Annotated in this window: 16 protein-coding genes and 1 tRNA gene; 11 read left to right on the plus strand and 6 right to left on the minus strand. The window is 60.2% G+C overall.

From position 1 onward, the window contains the following. The first annotated feature begins 59 nt into the window (after positions 1-59). Together M5C01_RS27990 and M5C01_RS27995 are read left to right on the plus strand one after the other, a co-directional pair. A complete protein-coding gene (locus M5C01_RS27990) occupies positions 60-320 on the plus strand; it encodes a hypothetical protein (protein ID WP_152741803.1) in 261 nt (86 codons plus the stop codon). Positions 321-423: 103 nt separating this feature from the next. Continuing rightward, positions 424-1,455 (plus strand): type II toxin-antitoxin system PemK/MazF family toxin, encoded by a 1,032-nt coding sequence (locus tag M5C01_RS27995; protein WP_152741802.1) that lies wholly within the window; start codon positions 424-426, stop codon positions 1,453-1,455. Positions 1,456-1,768: 313 nt separating this feature from the next. Here the strand turns inward: M5C01_RS27995 and M5C01_RS28000 are convergent. Further along, positions 1,769-1,845: transfer RNA gene (locus M5C01_RS28000), tRNA-Arg, on the minus strand. A 434-nt stretch (positions 1,846-2,279) separates the two neighbouring features. On the opposite strand from M5C01_RS28000, the gene gabD reads away from it, so the two are divergent. The 3 genes from gabD (at position 2,280) to M5C01_RS28015 (ending at position 6,521) form a co-directional block, all read left to right on the plus strand. Continuing rightward, a complete protein-coding gene (gabD, locus tag M5C01_RS28005) occupies positions 2,280-3,722 on the plus strand; it encodes an NADP-dependent succinate-semialdehyde dehydrogenase (protein WP_100942648.1) in 1,443 nt (480 codons plus the stop codon). 174 nt (positions 3,723-3,896) lie between these two features. Then, the gene (gene gabT, locus M5C01_RS28010) at positions 3,897-5,177 is read left to right on the plus strand and encodes a 4-aminobutyrate--2-oxoglutarate transaminase (RefSeq protein ID WP_100942647.1); all 1,281 of its coding nucleotides are present in this window, start codon (positions 3,897-3,899) and stop codon (positions 5,175-5,177) included. A 132-nt stretch (positions 5,178-5,309) separates the two neighbouring features. After that, positions 5,310-6,521, plus strand: a complete 1,212-nt coding sequence (locus tag M5C01_RS28015) for an HDOD domain-containing protein (protein ID WP_103496018.1) — start codon at positions 5,310-5,312, stop codon at positions 6,519-6,521. Positions 6,522-6,542: 21 nt separating this feature from the next. On the opposite strand, the gene M5C01_RS28020 is transcribed toward M5C01_RS28015, so the two are convergent. The 4 genes from M5C01_RS28020 to desA all read right to left on the minus strand — a co-directional run bounded on the left by M5C01_RS28020 (position 6,543) and on the right by desA (position 9,594). After that, positions 6,543-6,953: a type II toxin-antitoxin system VapC family toxin gene (locus M5C01_RS28020; protein WP_152741801.1), complete on the minus strand. Its 411-nt coding sequence runs from the start codon at positions 6,951-6,953 to the stop codon at positions 6,543-6,545. After that, entirely contained in the window at positions 6,953-7,183 is a 231-nt protein-coding gene (gene vapB, locus M5C01_RS28025; protein ID WP_152741800.1) for a type II toxin-antitoxin system VapB family antitoxin, read from the minus strand. Before vapB ends, M5C01_RS28020 begins: the two co-directional genes overlap by 1 nt. 88 nt (positions 7,184-7,271) lie before the next feature. After that, complete coding sequence (locus tag M5C01_RS28030; protein WP_152741799.1) at positions 7,272-8,261, minus strand: sensor domain-containing diguanylate cyclase; 990 nt, start codon at positions 8,259-8,261, stop codon at positions 7,272-7,274. Positions 8,262-8,409: 148 nt separating this feature from the next. Continuing rightward, positions 8,410-9,594, minus strand: coding sequence for a delta-9 fatty acid desaturase DesA (desA, locus tag M5C01_RS28035; RefSeq protein WP_103496016.1), 1,185 nt, complete (start codon positions 9,592-9,594; stop codon positions 8,410-8,412). Between the two features lie 167 nt (positions 9,595-9,761). Between desA and dibA the strand changes: the two genes are divergently transcribed. From dibA to M5C01_RS28065, 6 genes are all read left to right on the plus strand, one after another. After that, complete coding sequence (gene dibA, locus M5C01_RS28040) at positions 9,762-11,681, plus strand: phosphodiesterase DibA (RefSeq protein WP_152741798.1); 1,920 nt, start codon at positions 9,762-9,764, stop codon at positions 11,679-11,681. Positions 11,682-11,921: 240 nt separating this feature from the next. Then, entirely contained in the window at positions 11,922-12,104 is a 183-nt protein-coding gene (gene oscA, locus M5C01_RS28045; protein ID WP_028621060.1) for a sulfur starvation response protein OscA, read from the plus strand. Between the two features lie 159 nt (positions 12,105-12,263). After that, positions 12,264-13,274 (plus strand): sulfate ABC transporter substrate-binding protein, encoded by a 1,011-nt coding sequence (locus M5C01_RS28050; RefSeq protein WP_103496014.1) that lies wholly within the window; start codon positions 12,264-12,266, stop codon positions 13,272-13,274. A gap of 79 nt (positions 13,275-13,353) precedes the next feature. Further along, entirely contained in the window at positions 13,354-14,172 is an 819-nt protein-coding gene (gene cysT / locus M5C01_RS28055; protein WP_152741797.1) for a sulfate ABC transporter permease subunit CysT, read from the plus strand. Positions 14,173-14,185: 13 nt separating this feature from the next. After that, on the plus strand, positions 14,186-15,058 hold the full coding sequence (gene cysW, locus M5C01_RS28060; RefSeq protein WP_103496012.1) for a sulfate ABC transporter permease subunit CysW: 873 nt from the start codon (positions 14,186-14,188) through the stop codon (positions 15,056-15,058). Positions 15,059-15,061: 3 nt separating this feature from the next. Next, positions 15,062-16,051 carry a sulfate ABC transporter ATP-binding protein gene (locus M5C01_RS28065; RefSeq protein ID WP_152741796.1) on the plus strand — a complete coding sequence of 330 codons (990 nt, stop codon included), beginning with the start codon at positions 15,062-15,064 and terminating at the stop codon, positions 16,049-16,051. A 164-nt stretch (positions 16,052-16,215) separates the two neighbouring features. Here the strand turns inward: M5C01_RS28065 and M5C01_RS28070 are convergent, their stop codons facing one another. Further along, positions 16,216-16,740, minus strand: a complete 525-nt coding sequence (locus tag M5C01_RS28070; RefSeq protein ID WP_152741795.1) for an Mpo1-like protein — start codon at positions 16,738-16,740, stop codon at positions 16,216-16,218. Positions 16,741-16,811 lie beyond the last annotated feature (71 nt).

Genomic DNA, 16,811 nt, shown 5'->3' on the forward strand with positions numbered 1-16,811 from the left:
ACCTTCAGGTCTGTCGGTTTATTTAATTTGCCGGATCGTCAATTCAGGAGTTATGTAATATGGCGCAATATATTTCGCTGCAAACCAATCTTCCCAACCGCCCTGTCCTGTTGATCGACAGTCACGTCCCCGTAGCTCAGTTGTTGGAATGCGCGCAGCAGCGCATCAAGGCAGGTACCGATCTACTGGAAAGCATCACGTCCGTGAGCATCACCTGTCTTGAAGATAACGACTTGTACCGATTCACCAGTGCTGCGTATCTGCTGCTCCGGGAGGGGGCGGATTTGCTGGAAGTGGTCAGGCGGCGGGTTGACGAATAGCCGGCGTTCACAACCCATTACAAACTTGAGCGCAAGCCCTGGCATTTTGTGCGGGGTTTTTCGTTGACGCCCTTTGTGAGAGCGGAATAGATCAGGGACGTAGATGGATACCATTGTCATCAGATATTACCAGCAAGCTAAGTCCGGGCTCTCTGGTACAGTTTGTCTGACCCCATTAGGTAAAGAGACACTCGAGTCAATCTCTGAGGTTTTGCTCCCAAGTTCTGCTGCCCACAAGGTGTTCTGTATCAAGAAGTTCACTGGTGTGGACAACTACCGTTGGCACGTTGAGGGTGTGTGTTTGGTGTCACTTCCAACTGCGTCACCCGTGGTTTACGCAGTGACCCTGAGCAAAATATTTCAAGGGCCCCCAGAGGAGTATCTGCAGAAGACAATGACAAAAAGAGGGTCATCCCTTAGCAAGATCATTCAGAGCGGCACCGTGGTCGAAGTTGACTACGGGTTCATCCAGGCTATCGGTCGGGAAGATGGGTTGCTGAAAACGAATAAACGCTATTCGGATACCTTGCAGAAGGGAGAAATGCACAAGCGGCGTTTGGCTGTGGTCGTTCGTGTTAACCGGAACGTCGTTCAAGTGGCTCCGGTCACTTCTGATCCCCAGAGTCCCAACGACAAGACTACTTTCCAGCTATCTCGTGACACCCTGGATCAGCTCACCGTGTGGGGCTCCAGCGGAAAACAAAGCTGGGTGATTTCGAGCATGATTGAGTCCGTATCAGCCAGCAGGATTTTGCCTCCCATCACAGACTATGAGGTGCGAGGAGTGAAACGCAAAGGTCGCAACCTCAACTACGTGCTTCGCCTCACTCCTGATGAAAAGGAATTGCTGAAAGGGTGTCTGACCCACACCATTGGTGTGACCGATTACCAGCAGACCAAAGATAGGCTGGCGGCGGCTCAGCAGCAGATAACCACACTCGCGCCGATGCATGCTGCCCTGGAGGCAGCCAACGCGAAAATTGCGCAGTTGGAGCTTGAAAGGACTGAGCTTGCCTTGGTGAATGAGGTTGCAAATGACTGGGATAAGCGGATGGGGGGAGGTTGCTTGCAGAAGGCAGTGGATGAGCTGCGTGAATTGTACTCCGAGATTGAAGGCGAGCCTGCTGGCGGCTAGGCCAATAGCTCCGTTCCGCTCACGTAGGTTACTTATTCAGGCTTGACACGCAAGTGCCCCCCTCGATAGCATTGATCTCATTGGCGGGGATCACTGGAGCAGTACCGGAACCTCGCGACGGCCTATGGGCATATACTGCAAAAGAAAACGTAAACAACAAACCGCCTATAGGGCGGTTTTTTGTTGGGCAAAAAATGTGGGTTTTTATAAATGGCACCTGCCGTTACCACTGAATGAGTGGCCTGTCCCGGCCGACCCAGACCCGAAAACAAAAATGCCCCGAATCAACGATTCGGGGCATTTTATTTGCAGATGGTGCACCAGGCGGGATTCGAACCCACGACCCCTGCCTTCGGAGGGCAGTACTCTATCCAGCTGAGCTACTGGTGCTTGTGCGGGCGACATCATACCCATGTCGGCTCGGGGCGTCCATTCAGGTTTTGTCGGGAAATTCTCTTCTTCGGTTTTCCATGCTCATGGCCCCGGCCCGCCTCGGTTCGAGCCGTCCGTCTGGTAATCGCCGCCTTCGCGATTTCCAGGGACATCACGAAGGCCCTGACTTCACGTTGATCAGAAAAGCCCGGCAAAAGCGCCATTTTCGTTCTTTTTTTCGAACAGACTATTGTCCTTTACCCCCATTGATCCTAGGATTCGTTTGAGATTTCAAACGCTCTTGTCTGGGTGCTGAACCGCACGGCAATCTCATGTGCGCTATTTATGTGCTTCGGCCCGGTGAATGAATTTCCTGACGGCAGCCTCCAAGGCGCCTTTCTACAATCAATAATTCGCTGCGCATCAGCGCGGTGCTGTTAAGGAAAGCCTACATGCAGCTCAAAGACACCCAGTTGTTCCGCCAGCAAGCCTATATCGATGGGGCTTGGGTCGATGCGGACAATGGTCAGACGATCAAGGTCAACAACCCGGCCACGGGCGAAATCCTGGGGACCGTGCCGAAGATGGGCGCCGCCGAAACCCGTCGCGCCATCGAAGCCGCTGACAAGGCCCTGCCGGCCTGGCGTGCCCTGACCGCCAAAGAGCGTGCGAACAAACTGCGTCGCTGGTACGAGTTGATCATCGAGAACCAGGACGACCTGGCCCGCCTGATGACCCTCGAACAAGGCAAGCCATTGGCCGAAGCCAAGGGCGAAATTGTCTACGCCGCTTCCTTCATCGAATGGTTCGCCGAAGAAGCCAAGCGCATCTACGGTGATGTGATTCCCGGCCACCAGCCGGACAAGCGCCTGATCGTGATCAAGCAGCCGATCGGTGTCACCGCCGCCATCACCCCGTGGAACTTCCCGGCCGCGATGATCACCCGTAAAGCCGGCCCGGCCCTGGCCGCCGGTTGCACCATGGTGCTCAAGCCCGCTTCGCAAACCCCGTTCTCGGCCTTCGCCCTGGCCGAACTGGCCCAGCGTGCCGGTATCCCGAAAGGCGTGTTCAGCGTGGTGTCCGGCAGTGCCGGCGATATCGGCAGCGAGCTGACCAGCAACCCGATCGTGCGCAAACTGTCCTTCACCGGCTCGACCGAGATCGGTCGCCAACTGATGGCCGAATGCGCCAAGGACATCAAGAAGGTTTCCCTGGAACTGGGCGGCAACGCGCCATTTATCGTGTTCGACGACGCTGACCTGGATAAGGCCGTCGAAGGCGCGATCATTTCCAAGTACCGCAACAACGGCCAGACCTGCGTCTGCGCCAACCGCCTGTACATCCAGGATTCGGTCTACGACGCGTTCGCCGAGAAGCTGAAAGTGGCGGTCGCCAAACTCAAGATCGGCAACGGTCTGGACGAAGGCACCACCACCGGCCCGCTGATCGACGAGAAGGCGGTGGCCAAGGTCCAGGAACATATCGCCGATGCCCTGAGCAAAGGCGCGACCCTGCTGGCCGGCGGCAAGTCCATCGAAGGCAACTTCTTCGAGCCGACCATCCTGGTCAACGTCTCCAAGGACGCCGCCGTGGCCAAGGAAGAAACCTTCGGTCCATTGGCGCCGCTGTTCCGCTTCAAGGACGAAGCCGAAGTGATCGCGATGTCCAACGACACCGAGTTCGGCCTGGCTTCCTACTTCTACGCCCGTGACCTGGGCCGTGTGTTCCGTGTGGCCGAGGCCCTGGAATACGGCATGGTCGGTGTCAACACCGGGCTGATCTCCAACGAAGTCGCGCCGTTCGGCGGTATCAAGGCCTCGGGCCTGGGCCGTGAAGGCTCCAAGTACGGCATCGAAGACTACCTGGAAATCAAATATCTCTGCCTGGGCATCTAACCCGGTCAGGTGGTTCAGCGAGAGGGGCACGAGAGCGCTGCTCCTGTCGCGTTTCAAACGACACTTCAGTGTGGCCGGAACGCTGTACCAGTCGATCATCGTATGCTGGTGCAGTGCCTCCCTGCCGCGTCATCCTTGAACCACGCCGCCCGATGAGCGGTGAATGAGGACACCATGAGCAAGACCAACGCATCCCTGATGAAACGCCGCGAAGCCGCTGTACCCCGCGGCGTCGGCCAGATCCATCCGATCTTCGCCGACCACGCGAAGAACGCCACCGTGACCGACGTTGAAGGTCGTGAGTTCATCGACTTCGCCGGCGGTATCGCCGTGCTGAACACCGGTCACCTGCACCCGAAAATCATCGCCGCCGTGACCGAGCAGTTGAACAAGCTGACTCACACCTGCTTCCAGGTCCTGGCCTACGAACCCTACGTAGAGCTGTGCGAAAAAATCAACGCCAAGGTCCCGGGTGATTTCGCCAAGAAAACCCTGCTGGTCACCACCGGTTCCGAAGCCGTGGAAAACGCCGTGAAAATCGCCCGTGCCGCCACTGGCCGCGCCGGCGTGATCGCCTTTACCGGTGCCTACCACGGTCGCACCATGATGACCCTGGGCCTGACCGGTAAAGTCGTGCCTTACTCGGCCGGCATGGGCCTGATGCCTGGTGGCATCTTCCGCGCGCTGTACCCGAACGAACTGCATGGCGTGAGCATCGACGACTCCATCGCCAGCATCGAACGCATCTTCAAGAACGATGCCGAGCCCCGTGATATCGCTGCAATCATCATCGAGCCGGTCCAGGGCGAAGGCGGTTTCTACGTCGCGCCAAAAGAATTCATGAAGCGCCTGCGTGCCCTGTGCGACCAGCACGGCATCCTGCTGATCGCCGACGAAGTGCAAACCGGCGCCGGTCGTACCGGTACCTTCTTCGCCATGGAACAGATGGGCGTTGCCGCCGATCTGACCACCTTCGCCAAATCCATCGCTGGCGGCTTCCCGCTGGCCGGTGTCTGCGGCAAGGCCGAATACATGGACGCCATCGCTCCCGGCGGCCTGGGCGGCACCTACGCCGGTAGCCCGATTGCTTGCGCCGCGGCCCTGGCCGTGATGGAAGTGTTCGAGGAAGAGCACCTGCTGGATCGCTGCAAAGCGGTCGGCGAGCGCCTGGTGACCGGTCTGAAAGCGATTCAGGCCAAGTACCCGGTGATCGGTGAAGTGCGTGCCCTGGGCGCGATGATCGCGGTCGAGCTGTTCGAAGGCGGCGACAGCCACAAGCCGAACGCAGCGGCTGTGGCCCAGGTCGTGGCCAAGGCCCGTGACAAGGGTCTGATCCTGCTGTCCTGCGGTACCTACGGCAACGTATTGCGCGTACTGGTTCCACTGACCTCGCCGGACGAGCAGTTGGACAAAGGCCTGGCAATCATCGAAGAGTGCTTCGCCGAACTCGCCTGAGTTGTGACGCGATAGACAAAAAGACCCGCTCCGGCGGGTTTTTTTGTTTTATGAGATCGCAAGAGTGGCTTTTGGCTGTATCTGCCTGTGCGTATTGACTAATGTGTCAGGATTGCTCTCGGAGAGTGCTTGATGACCGCTGTGGATCTACCCGCTGTACCCCGTGTGTTGATTGCCGAGGCGGAGCCTTGGTCACGGGACCTGCTCAAGCAGGTGCTGTTGAACGTGCGTTGTGATGCTCGACTGGAAATCTGTGCCGACGGTCACCACGCGCTCGAGTTGCTCAGCGAACGGGCGTTCGACCTGGTGATCGCCGACTGGGAGTTGCCGGGTGTCGATGGCCTGAGCCTGCTGCGCGGTCTGCGCCAGAAAAAGCGCACGCCACTACTGCCGTTCATTCTGGTGGGCTCGCGCAATGACGTGGCCAGCGTGCGGGAAATCCTGCCGCTGCAACCGACGGCCTACCTGACCAAACCCCTGAATATGGAAAGCCTGACCCAGCGCCTGCAGGATCTGCTGCTGGACGCCGGGCAGGCGGTCTCGTGCGAAATTCCGGCCCTGGCGCCGGGCATGACCGTGGCGAAGTTTCTCGAACGACGCCGCGAGGAGTCGGACGGCGCGCCGTTGATGGCCGACGTGCAGGTGGCGGTCAATCGCAGCCTCAATCCCGGTGGCCTCGACTTGAAGGTGTTGGAGCAGGAAATTCGCACCGACCCACAAATCACTGCGGTGCTGATCGCCGCCGCCAACAGTGCGGCCCAGCATCACGGCAGCGGGGTGCAGACCCTGGCCCAGGCATTGCAGCGGCTTGGCGCGGCGCAGAGCATGAACCTGATCCTCGGCCTGACCCTCAAGCGCAGCGCCCGGCTCAGTGATGCGGCCCTGGGCGACTACGCCGAACGCTACTGGAATCTGTCGCTGCACACGGCCGAATACGGCCACTCCCTGGCGCGTTTGCTCGATCTGGATCACGAGCGTTGTTACTGCGCGGGTTTGTTGCATCGCCTGGGTGACCTGGCTTTGCTGCGTTGTCTGCAGGAATGGTTGAGCGCCGGAGGTGAGCTGGATGATGAACTGATCGGTGAATCGCTCTATGCCTTTGGGGCTGCCTTCGGTTCGGCGCTGCGCACGCGCTGGCGCCTTCCGCTGGAGCTGCGGGAGCTGATTGCGGCGGTCTACCAGCTCGGTGGCGGGGTTTACTCGCGCGAGGCCCTGGTGATGAGCCTGGCGGCGCAGATGGCACGGCTGACGCCCCACGAGGGCGTCGAAGAAATCGCCAAGAGCCGCACGGCGCGTTTGCTCAAGGTCGGCTTGCCGGAGCTGATGCGTTTGCGCAAGAACTGACGCAGAAGCGACCGGCCTCAGTCAGCCTTCAATCCAGTTTTCGACTTGCAGGCCCGGCACTCTGTCGAACTCACGCAGGTTGTTACTGACCAGAATCCAACCGTTGCTGCGTGCGTGCGCGGCCAGCCACAAGTCATTATTACCAATGACACGCCCGCAGGCCTGCAATTGGGCCCTGATCTGGCCGTAGTGCTCACCGGTGCCTTCTTCGAGAGGAACCACTTGGATCAATGATTCCAGTTGATGCAAAACGGCCAATGAGCGCTCTTTTGCCTGGCTTTTTTCAGCGCCGAAGCGCAGTTCGCCTAATGTGATGACTGACATTGCCAGCTCGGAGGCGCGGTGGCGCGCAAAGCGTTCTCTGACTTCGGGTGGGTTGTGTTTGGCGATGTAGATGCAGATGTTGGTGTCCAGCAGATAACGCACCGACATCAGAAATCCTCGCGTTCTTGTGCGGGGCTGTCCTCGCGGCCTTCGGCCATGAAGCTTTCCGGTAGGCTGGCCAGGGCATCGAAAATCGCGGTGGCGCTTAACGGCAGCGCTCGGAGCACGATCTCATCACCGCGGCGGAATATCTCTACACTGTCCACATCAAGACGAAACTCTTTGGGCAAGCGGACGGCTTGGCTATTGCCGGATTGAAATACACGGGCAAGGGTCATTTTTTGAACTCCTAAAAGGATATACGCAATGTATATACGTTTTTAGGGTTGGTCAAATATCAACCAGAGCCGTTGATCGGACGGGCCTTCAAGCCAATACGATCTGGTTCTTGCCCTGGCGCTTGGCCTGGTACATGGCGCTGTCCGCCCGGGCGAACAGCGGGTCGAGGGTTTCGTCCTGGGGCGTCAGGCTGGTCAGGCCCTGGCTGACGGTGACGCCGAAGCCCTTGCCGTCGTGGCTGAAGCTCAGGCGCTGGATCTCCCGTTGCAAGCGTTCGGCGATCTGCAGGGCCATCTCCGGTGCGCAACCGGGCAGCAGCGCGGCGAACTCCTCACCGCCAATGCGTCCGAACAGATCGCCCATCCGCAAGGCCCCGCGCCCGGTCTCGGCGATCCGTTGCAAGACCACGTCGCCTTCGGGATGACCGTAGGTGTCGTTGATCTGCTTGAAGTCATCGATGTCCAGCAGCAGGAACGCCAGGGGCGAATCCTGCAGGCGGGCTTCCTCGAAGGCGCGATGGGCACTGTCGAAGAAGTGTCGGCGGTTGCTGCTGCCGGTCAGCACATCGGTGGTGGCCAGGCGCTGCAATTCGTCTTCCAGGGCTTTCTTCTCGGTGATGTCCTCGGCGATACCGACCACGATCACTCGCTGCCCCGGCTCGGCGTGACGACTGATAAAGCACTTGTCGCTGAGCCAACGGATCTGCCCGTCGGCGCTGATGATGCGGTACTCGCGGTCTTCCACCGCACCCTTTTCCAGTACCTGGGCCAGGCTGCGTTCGGCGTAGTCGAGATCGTCGGGGTAGATGCTGTTGCGCCATTCGCTGTAGTCGGCCAGCAGCAGGCCGGCCGAGCGGCCAAAGATCCGCTCGTAGGCGGGGCTGACGTAGAGCATCTGCTGGCTGTTCCAGTCCAGGGCCCAGAGCACCGCATTGACGCTGACCAGCAACGAGCTGAAGAGTTGTTCGCGTTCGCCCAGGCGCGCGACTTCGGCCTGGGCGTGCATCAGGGCCAACAGGGTTTCAGCGGCTTTTGGCCACTGTGGGAGGGAAGGCGGTTTTGAGTTCTTGTTGACCATCGGCACTCATCTCACAGGGCGTGCCGACCGTTATGGCGGCACGGCCACGCTACGGCCCGCCGGGATGGCGACGTGCTTTTGAGATAGGGCCAGAGCCGCTAAGTTCCGTTCGGCGCGCCCTGGGGGGAGGGCGCGCCGATCAACGGTGTCAGGCGACCGAGGGACGTAGCGAGTAGGTTTTCAACTGGTCGGCAAAGTCGCGCAACGACTGGATGCCGCTGGCTTCGGCTTCGTGGACCCAATCCTTGATCGCGGCGAGCATGTCATGGCCATTTGAGCTGGTCTTGACCCAGATCTGTTGCAGGGCCAGGCGTTTCTCGTAAATTACCTTGAGTGCCTGGCTGTGGGCGAGCATGGTTTCGATGCGCACCTGATGGTTTTCGCTGAGCAGGCTGGTTTCCCGCGACAGCAAGCGCTTGGCGCGGTGGAACTGGTGGCGGACCGAATGATCGACCTTGGCCAGCTCCTGCTGCACCAGCGGTGCAATCACCAGCTTGCGATACTGGGCCATGATCTGGAAGCGGTTGTTGAGGATCGCCATGGCGGTGTCCATGTCCAGGTGACCCTTGCCTTCGACCCGGTGGGCGATGGGGGCGACCCGCTGTACCTTGGCCAGGCCCAGGAAGCTGAAGACCTTGATCCAGGCCCAGCCCAGGTCGAATTCCCACTTCTTGACCGACAGCTTGGCCGAGTTGGGGTAGGTATGGTGGTTGTTGTGCAGCTCTTCGCCGCCGATCAGGATGCCCCAGGGCACCAGGTTGGTGGCGGCATCACGGCATTCGAAGTTGCGGTAGCCGATCGCATGGCCCAGGCCGTTGATCACGCCGGCGGCCCAGAACGGAATCCACATCATCTGGATGGCCCAGACGGTGATGCCGATGGCGCCGAACAGCAGCAGGTCGATCACCGCCATGATGGCGATGCCGAGCAGCTTGTAGCGCGAGTAGAGGTTGTTCTCGAGCCAGTCGTCCGGGCAGTTCTTGCCGTAGATACGCAAAGTCTCGGGATTGCTGGCCTCGGCCCGGTACAATTCGGCACCGGTACGCAGGACCGTGGACAGGCCGAGGATCACCGGACTGTGGGGATCGTCGACGGTTTCACATTTTGCGTGATGTTTACGGTGGATAGCCGTCCACTCGCGAGTATTCTGTGCCGTGGTCAGCCACAGCCAGAAACGGAAGAAGTGTTTCAGGCCAGCATTGAGCTCCAGGGAGCGGTGGGCCGAATAGCGGTGCAGATAGACCGTGACGCCGACAATGGTCACGTGGGTCATCAACAGGGTGACCGCCACTGTTTGCCAGGCTGACAGGTCAAGAAAACCGTTGTACCACATAGGCTGTATGGCCCTCGAAAAAGTAAAGAACAGCCCGTGCATTATCACCGAGCCCACAGAGAAAACCAGTCGCTGTTTCAGATAAGAGTGGCGGGATGTTTCTTACTCTATAATTCCGGCCAGTTTGTAGGGCAATTTGGCGTTTCTAGAGGGAATTAGCACTGTTTATGTCGATTTCAACTCGTAATGCTCTGAGGTCAGGCCTGTTGTACCTGTTGCTGTCGGTCCTCTGGATCCAGCTCAGCCAACGCCTGTTGAGCAGCTTTTTCGATGACCCTGAACAGTTGCTGCAGTGGCAGATCGTTCGCGGTTACCTGTGGGTGAGTGTCAGCGCCGTGCTGATTTTCCTGATTCATGCCCGTTACCAGCGTTTCGGCCAGGCCGTCCCGGACTTGAAGCCCGGGTCCGAGGATCGCGAGCGCTTGCGACAGGCGGCCGCGGTGTTCGATTGCACCCGCGAGGGTGTGCTGGTCACCGACAAGGACGGCTTGATCGTCCACGTCAACCGCGCCTTTGTCGCCATTACCGGTTATCAGGAAGCCGAGGTGCTGGGAGAGCGGCCGAACCTGTTCAAGTCCGGTCGGCATTCGGCGGAGTTTTACCAGAAGGTCTATCAGACGCTGGACGCCACCGGCGAGTGGAGCGGCGAGATCTGGAACCGGCGCAAGAGCGGCGAAATCTACCCGCAATGGCAGACGATCCGCGCGATTCGCGACGATTTTGGCCAGCTCAGCCAGTATGTCGCGGTGTTTTCCGATATCAGTGCGATCAAGGACTCGCAGCACGAGTTGGCGCAACTGGCCAACTACGATCCCCTGACCGGCCTGCCCAATCGCCTGCTGTTCACCGACCGCGCCTCCCAGGCACTGGCCTCGGCGCAGGTGCACAAGCGCGGTTGTGCCTTGCTGCTGATCGACCTGGATCACTTCAAGATCATCAACGACAGCCTCGGCCACAATGTTGGCGACCAATTGCTCAAGGCGGTCGGCGAGCGCCTGCAGCACCTCTTTGGCAGCGGGATCAGCCTGGCCCGCCTGGGCGGTGACGAGTTCGCCGTGCTGGCGGAGAACTGCCCGCAGGTGGTGCAGGCGGCGGCCCTGGCGCAGCGGGTGATCGAGGGTTTGAAGGAGCCGTTCCAGCTCGACGGGCATCAATTGTTCATCAGCGCCAGTATCGGTATCAGCCTGTTCCCCAGCGATTCGCTGAATGCCGAGCAATTGCTGCGCAATGCCGACTCGGCCTTGTTCAAGGCCAAGAGCGCGGGGCGCGAAGGTTATGCGTTGTATACCGAAGAACTGACCGCCCACGCCCAGCATCGGGTGGAAATGGCCGGTGAGTTGCGCCGGGCGCTGGAGCAGGACGAGTTGCGGGTCTATTACCAGCCGGTGCATGACCTGAGCAACAGCCGGCTGATCGGGGTCGAGGCCCTGGTGCGCTGGGAGCATCCGCAGCGTGGGCTGGTGTCGCCTGGCGAATTCATTCCGATTGCCGAGCGCACCGGGCTGATCGCCGAGATCGATGCCTGGGTCATGGAGCAGTCCTGTCGGCAGATGTGCCAGTGGTTGCAGGAGGGGGTGGAGCTGTCGTTTATCGCGGTGAACGTCTCCAGTCGTCTGTTTGCCCGTCGCGAGTTGTACCAGCAGGTGGCGAAGGTGTTGGATGACACCGGGCTGGACCCGGCGCTGCTGGAGCTGGAAGTGACCGAAAGCGCGGTGATGGACGACCCTGAGGTGGCGTTGGAACAACTGCATCGCTTGCGCGAGTTGGGCGTGAGCCTGGCGATCGATGATTTTGGCACCGGGTATTCCTCGCTGCTGCGGCTCAAGCGGCTGCCGGTGCAGAAACTCAAGATCGACCAGGGTTTTGTCGCCGGCTTGCCTTGGGACGAAGACGATGCGGCGATTGTCCGGGTGGTCATCGCCCTGGCGCAGAGCATGGGCATGCAGGTCCAGGCCGAGGGCATCGAGCAGGCCGATCAGGCGCGGTTCCTGCTCGATCAGTCCTGCGATTTGGGGCAGGGCTACTGGTTCGGACGGCCGATGCCGGCGGATCAGCTCGACTGGCAGCGTGCGCCTGCCATCCCCTGACGCACTCGGGCTTCAGGTCGAACGCAGTCTTGTGGCGAGCGGGCTTGCCACAAGAGGTTCATCTCGCGTCTGCGCCAAGGCGTACACCCGCTACAGCCCGCGCCACTCCTGATAATGGCATTTAGTTATATTAAAATTCTTAAATAGTATTTTTAAGAATAACTTCCCCTGTCTAAGATTGCCCTCACGCCACAAGCAGTGCCCCACTGCCGGGGCAACTCTCATTTCAGGAGCACGACCATGAGCGCATCTCTGCGTAGCGTTGACGGCCAGGACGAAGCAACCATTCTGCGTGAGATCCAGAGCGCCTTGCGCGATCTGCGTTTCGGTGCCGTCGAGATCACGGTCCACAACGCGCAAGTGGTTCAGATCGAACGCAAGGAAAAATTCCGTCTGCAAAACCCGGGCGCCAAACCCAGCTGAACCCCGCGTCTTCCTCTGTTCACTCAGAGGCCCGACTGGTCAACCGGAGGGCGTCATCTTATTCATGACCCCAGTCAAAACCAGAGCGTTCGAGCCCGAATGCGGGCCGCAAGCGCCATAAGAAAAAGCCAATACACCAAAATTTTCGGGAGCTTCACCATGTCGTCGATTCGCCGTTACGCCCTGGCTGCGCTCGCCAGTGCCGTGTTTGCCGGTTCCGCCGTTGCCAAGGATTACGAGCTGCTCAACGTGTCCTACGACCCGACCCGTGAGCTGTACCAGGACTACAACGCCGAATTCACCAGCTTCTGGAAGCAGGCCCACCCCGGCGACAACGTGAAGATCCAGCAATCCCATGGCGGTTCGGGCAAGCAAGGCCGTGCCGTGATCGACGGCCTGCGCGCCGACGTGGTGACCCTGGCCCTGGCCGGCGACATCGACGAAATCGCCAAGCTCGGCAAGACCCTGCCCGCGGACTGGCAAAAACGCCTGCCGGACGCCAGCACCCCCTACACCTCGACCATCGTCTTCCTGGTGCGCAAGGGCAATCCCAAAGGCATCAAGGACTGGGGCGACCTGGTCAAGAAAGACGTCTCGGTGATCACCCCGAACCCGAAAACCAGCGGCGGTGCGCGCTGGAACTTCCTCGCCGCCTGGGCCTACGGCCTGAAAGCCGGCGGCAGCGAAGCCAAGGCCCAGGAATACGTGAAAGAGCTGTTCAAGCACGTGCCGGTCCTCGACACCGGCGCTCGCGGCTCGACCATCACCTTTGTCAACAACGGTCAGGGCGACGTGCTGCTGGCCTGGGAAAACGAAGCCTTCCTGGCCCTGAAGGAAGACGGCGGCGCCGACAAGTTCGACATCGTTGTGCCGTCCCTGTCGATCCTCGCCGAGCCACCCGTGGCCGTGGTCGACAAGAACGCCGAGAAAAAGGGCAACACCGAGATCGCCACCGCCTACCTCAAGCACCTGTACAGCCCGGCTGGCCAGGAGATCGCGGCGAAGAACTTCTATCGTCCACGTGACGAGAAGATCGCCGCCAAATACGCACAGCAGTTCCCGAAACTGGACCTGGTGACTATCGACAAAGACTTCGGCGGCTGGAAAACTGCCCAACCGAAGTTCTTCAATGACGGTGGCGTGTTCGACCAGATCTACACGGCGCAATAAACCGTGAATTAAGCAGCCAGCACAGAGCCCGCATTCACCTGCGGGCTTTGCGTGTCAGTTCCGTTAACCAAGGACTTTTATGTCACGTCGTATCTCCCCCGTCATACCCGGCTTCGGGCTGACGCTGGGCTACACCTTGGTGTACCTCAGCCTGATTGTGCTCATCCCCCTGGCGGCGATGTTCGTGCATGCCGCCCAACTCACCTGGGATCAGTTCTGGGCGATCATCTCGGCACCACGGGTTGTTGCAGCGCTGAAGCTGAGTTTCGGTACCGCGCTGTACGCCGCGATCATCAACGGCATCATCGGTACGCTGCTGGCCTGGGTGCTGGTGCGCTATACCTTCCCCGGCCGCAAGATCATCGATGCGATGATCGACCTGCCGTTTGCCTTGCCCACCGCCGTGGCCGGTATCGCGCTGACCGCGCTATACACGCCGGCAGGCCTGGTGGGGCAGTTCGCCGCCGACCTCGGTTTCAAGATCGCCTACACTCCCTTGGGCATCACCCTGGCGCTGACCTTCGTCACGCTGCCGTTCGTGGTGCGTACCGTGCAGCCGGTGCTGGCCGATATCCCCCGGGAGATCGAAGAAGCCGCCGCCTGCCTGGGGGCCAAGCCCTTGCAAGTGTTCCGCTACATCCTGGTGCCGGCGTTGCTGCCCGCCTGGCTGACCGGTTTTGCCCTGGCCTTTGCCCGGGGTGTCGGTGAGTACGGCTCGGTGATTTTCATCGCCGGCAACATGCCGATGAAAACCGAGATCCTGCCGCTGCTGATCATGGTCAAGCTCGACCAGTACGACTACACCGGCGCCACCGCCATCGGCGTGATGATGCTGGTGGTTTCCTTTGTCCTGCTGCTGCTGATCAACTTGCTGCAGCGGCGCATCGAACACCCATAAGGAGGCGCGGAACATGTCCCAATCGTCTATTTCCGCCGCGTCCTCGGCCAACGCCGCCCGTCGTGGCAGTGCTGTGTCGCGGCGTATCCTGATCAGCCTTGGCTGGCTGGTGTTCTTCCTGTTTCTGCTGCTGCCGCTGTTTATCGTGGTGTCCCAGGGCTTGAAGAATGGCCTCGGCGCGTTCTTCAGCGCGATCCTTGAGCCCGATGCGTTGTCGGCGTTGAAGCTCACGGTGATCGCCGTGGTGATTTCGGTGCCGCTCAACGTGGTGTTCGGGGTCAGCGCCGCCTGGTGCGTGAGCAAGTACTCGTTCCGCGGCAAAAGCATCCTGGTGACGCTGATCGACCTGCCGTTCTCGGTCTCGCCGGTGATCGCCGGTCTGGTCTATGTATTGATGTTCGGCGCCCAGGGCTTCTTTGGCCCATGGCTGGCGGATCACGATATCCAGATTGTCTTTGCTCTTCCGGGCATCGTCCTGGCGACCATCTTCGTCACCGTGCCGTTCGTCGCCCGTGAACTGATCCCGCTGATGCAGGAGCAGGGCACCCAGGAAGAAGAGGCCGCGCGCCTGCTGGGCGCCAACGGCTGGCAGATGTTCTGGCATGTCACCGTGCCGAACATCAAGTGGGGCCTGATCTACGGCGTGGTGCTCTGTACCGCCCGGGCGATGGGCGAGTTCGGTGCGGTGTCGGTGGTCTCCGGGCACATTCGCGGGGTGACCAATACCCTGCCGCTGCACGTCGAGATCCTCTACAACGAATACAACCACGTGGCCGCGTTCGCCGTGGCGAGCCTGTTGCTGATCCTGGCGCTCTTCATCCTGCTGCTCAAGCAGTGGAGCGAAAATCGAATCAACCGCCTGCGCGCCGCTGCGGCGGAGGAATAAGTCATGTCGATCGAAGTCCGTAATGTCAGCAAGAACTTCAACGCCTTCAAGGCCCTGGACCGCATCAACCTGGATATCCACAGCGGTGAGCTGGTGGCTTTGCTCGGCCCGTCCGGTTGCGGCAAGACCACCCTGTTGCGGATCATCGCCGGGCTGGAAACCCCGGACGAAGGCAGCATCGTGTTCCACGGCGAAGACGTCTCCGGCCATGATGTGCGGGATCGCAACGTCGGTTTCGTGTTCCAGCACTACGCGCTGTTCCGTCATATGACGGTGTTCGACAACGTCGCCTTCGGCCTGCGCATGAAGCCGAAGAACCAGCGCCCGAATGAAAGCCAGATCGCGACCAAGGTCCATGAATTGTTGAACATGGTGCAGTTGGACTGGTTGTCGGATCGTTATCCTGAGCAGTTATCCGGTGGTCAGCGCCAGCGGATTGCCCTGGCCCGGGCCCTGGCGGTGGAGCCCAAGGTGCTGCTGCTGGATGAGCCTTTCGGCGCGCTGGATGCCAAGGTCCGCAAGGAGCTGCGGCGCTGGTTGGCGCGGCTGCACGAAGACATCAACCTGACCTCGGTGTTCGTGACCCACGACCAGGAAGAAGCGATGGAAGTCGCCGACCGTATCGTGGTGATGAACAAGGGTGTGATCGAGCAGATCGGCTCTCCGGGCGAGGTGTATGAGAATCCGACCAGCGATTTCGTTTATCACTTCCTCGGTGATTCCAACCGCCTGCACCTGGGGGACGACCAGCATGTGCTGTTCCGGCCCCATGAAGTGTCGCTGTCGCGCCATGAACTGGAGGATCACCATGCGGCCGAGGTACGTGATATCCGTCCGCTGGGCGCGACGACCCGGGTGACCCTGAAAGTTGAAGGCCAGAGCGAACTGATCGAAGCCGAAGTGGTGAAGGATCACGACAGCCTGATCGGCTTGACGAGGGGGGAGACCTTGTTCTTCAAGCCCAAGGTCTGGCAGAAGCAGGCCAGTCTCTAAGGGCACGGCGGACCCCGTAGGCGCCTGGCTTACCAGCGCAGCTTTTGGTGGTCTTGAGGGCCCTTTCGCGGGCAAGCCCTGCTCCTACAGTCTTCTGTCGGTACGACACGACACTGTAGGAGCAGGGCTTGCCCGCGAAGAGGCCTTTACAGGCACCGGCTATTTCAAACGGCCGTCCGCTTCTCCCGCAACCGCACCGCCCCCACCCGCGCCTCGATCTCATGCTTGAGCTCCTGGCGCAGCCCGAGCAAAAACAACAGCTCCGCCACCACGAACAACGGCCCGACGATCAGCCCGCTGAGATCGTCGACAAACGCCGGCTTGCGCCCTTCGTAGTAATGCCCGACAAACTGGATCGCCCAGCCGATCACGAACAGGCCGATTCCGCTCGCCAACCACAGCAGCGTGCCCTGCGCCGCAAGGATTTGGCCCACCCAAACGGATAGGCCGAGCAGCACCGTCATCAGCAGTCCGAGGGCCAGTTCCAGGCGCAGATAAAACACCGCCGAGACCACCGCCAGAAGCACCGCGGGACTGATCCCGAGCCCGGCCACCGGCCATTGCGGCCGTGACAGCAACACCGCCACGGCGACCACGATCAGGGGAATGCCGATGAAGTGGCTGGCGATATTGCGCGGGTCACGGTGATAGTCCGCGTATTGACTGAGATGCTCGACGAGGTTTTTCATTGTTATTCCTCCTGTAGGGTGATGGGATCATGCCCTGCGTGAAATTTTTACTCTGTCAGCTACACGACAAT

This window comes from Pseudomonas sp. MWU12-2319, from assembly GCF_023242525.1.
GTDB classification, from domain to species: domain Bacteria; phylum Pseudomonadota; class Gammaproteobacteria; order Pseudomonadales; family Pseudomonadaceae; genus Aquipseudomonas; species Aquipseudomonas gingeri_D.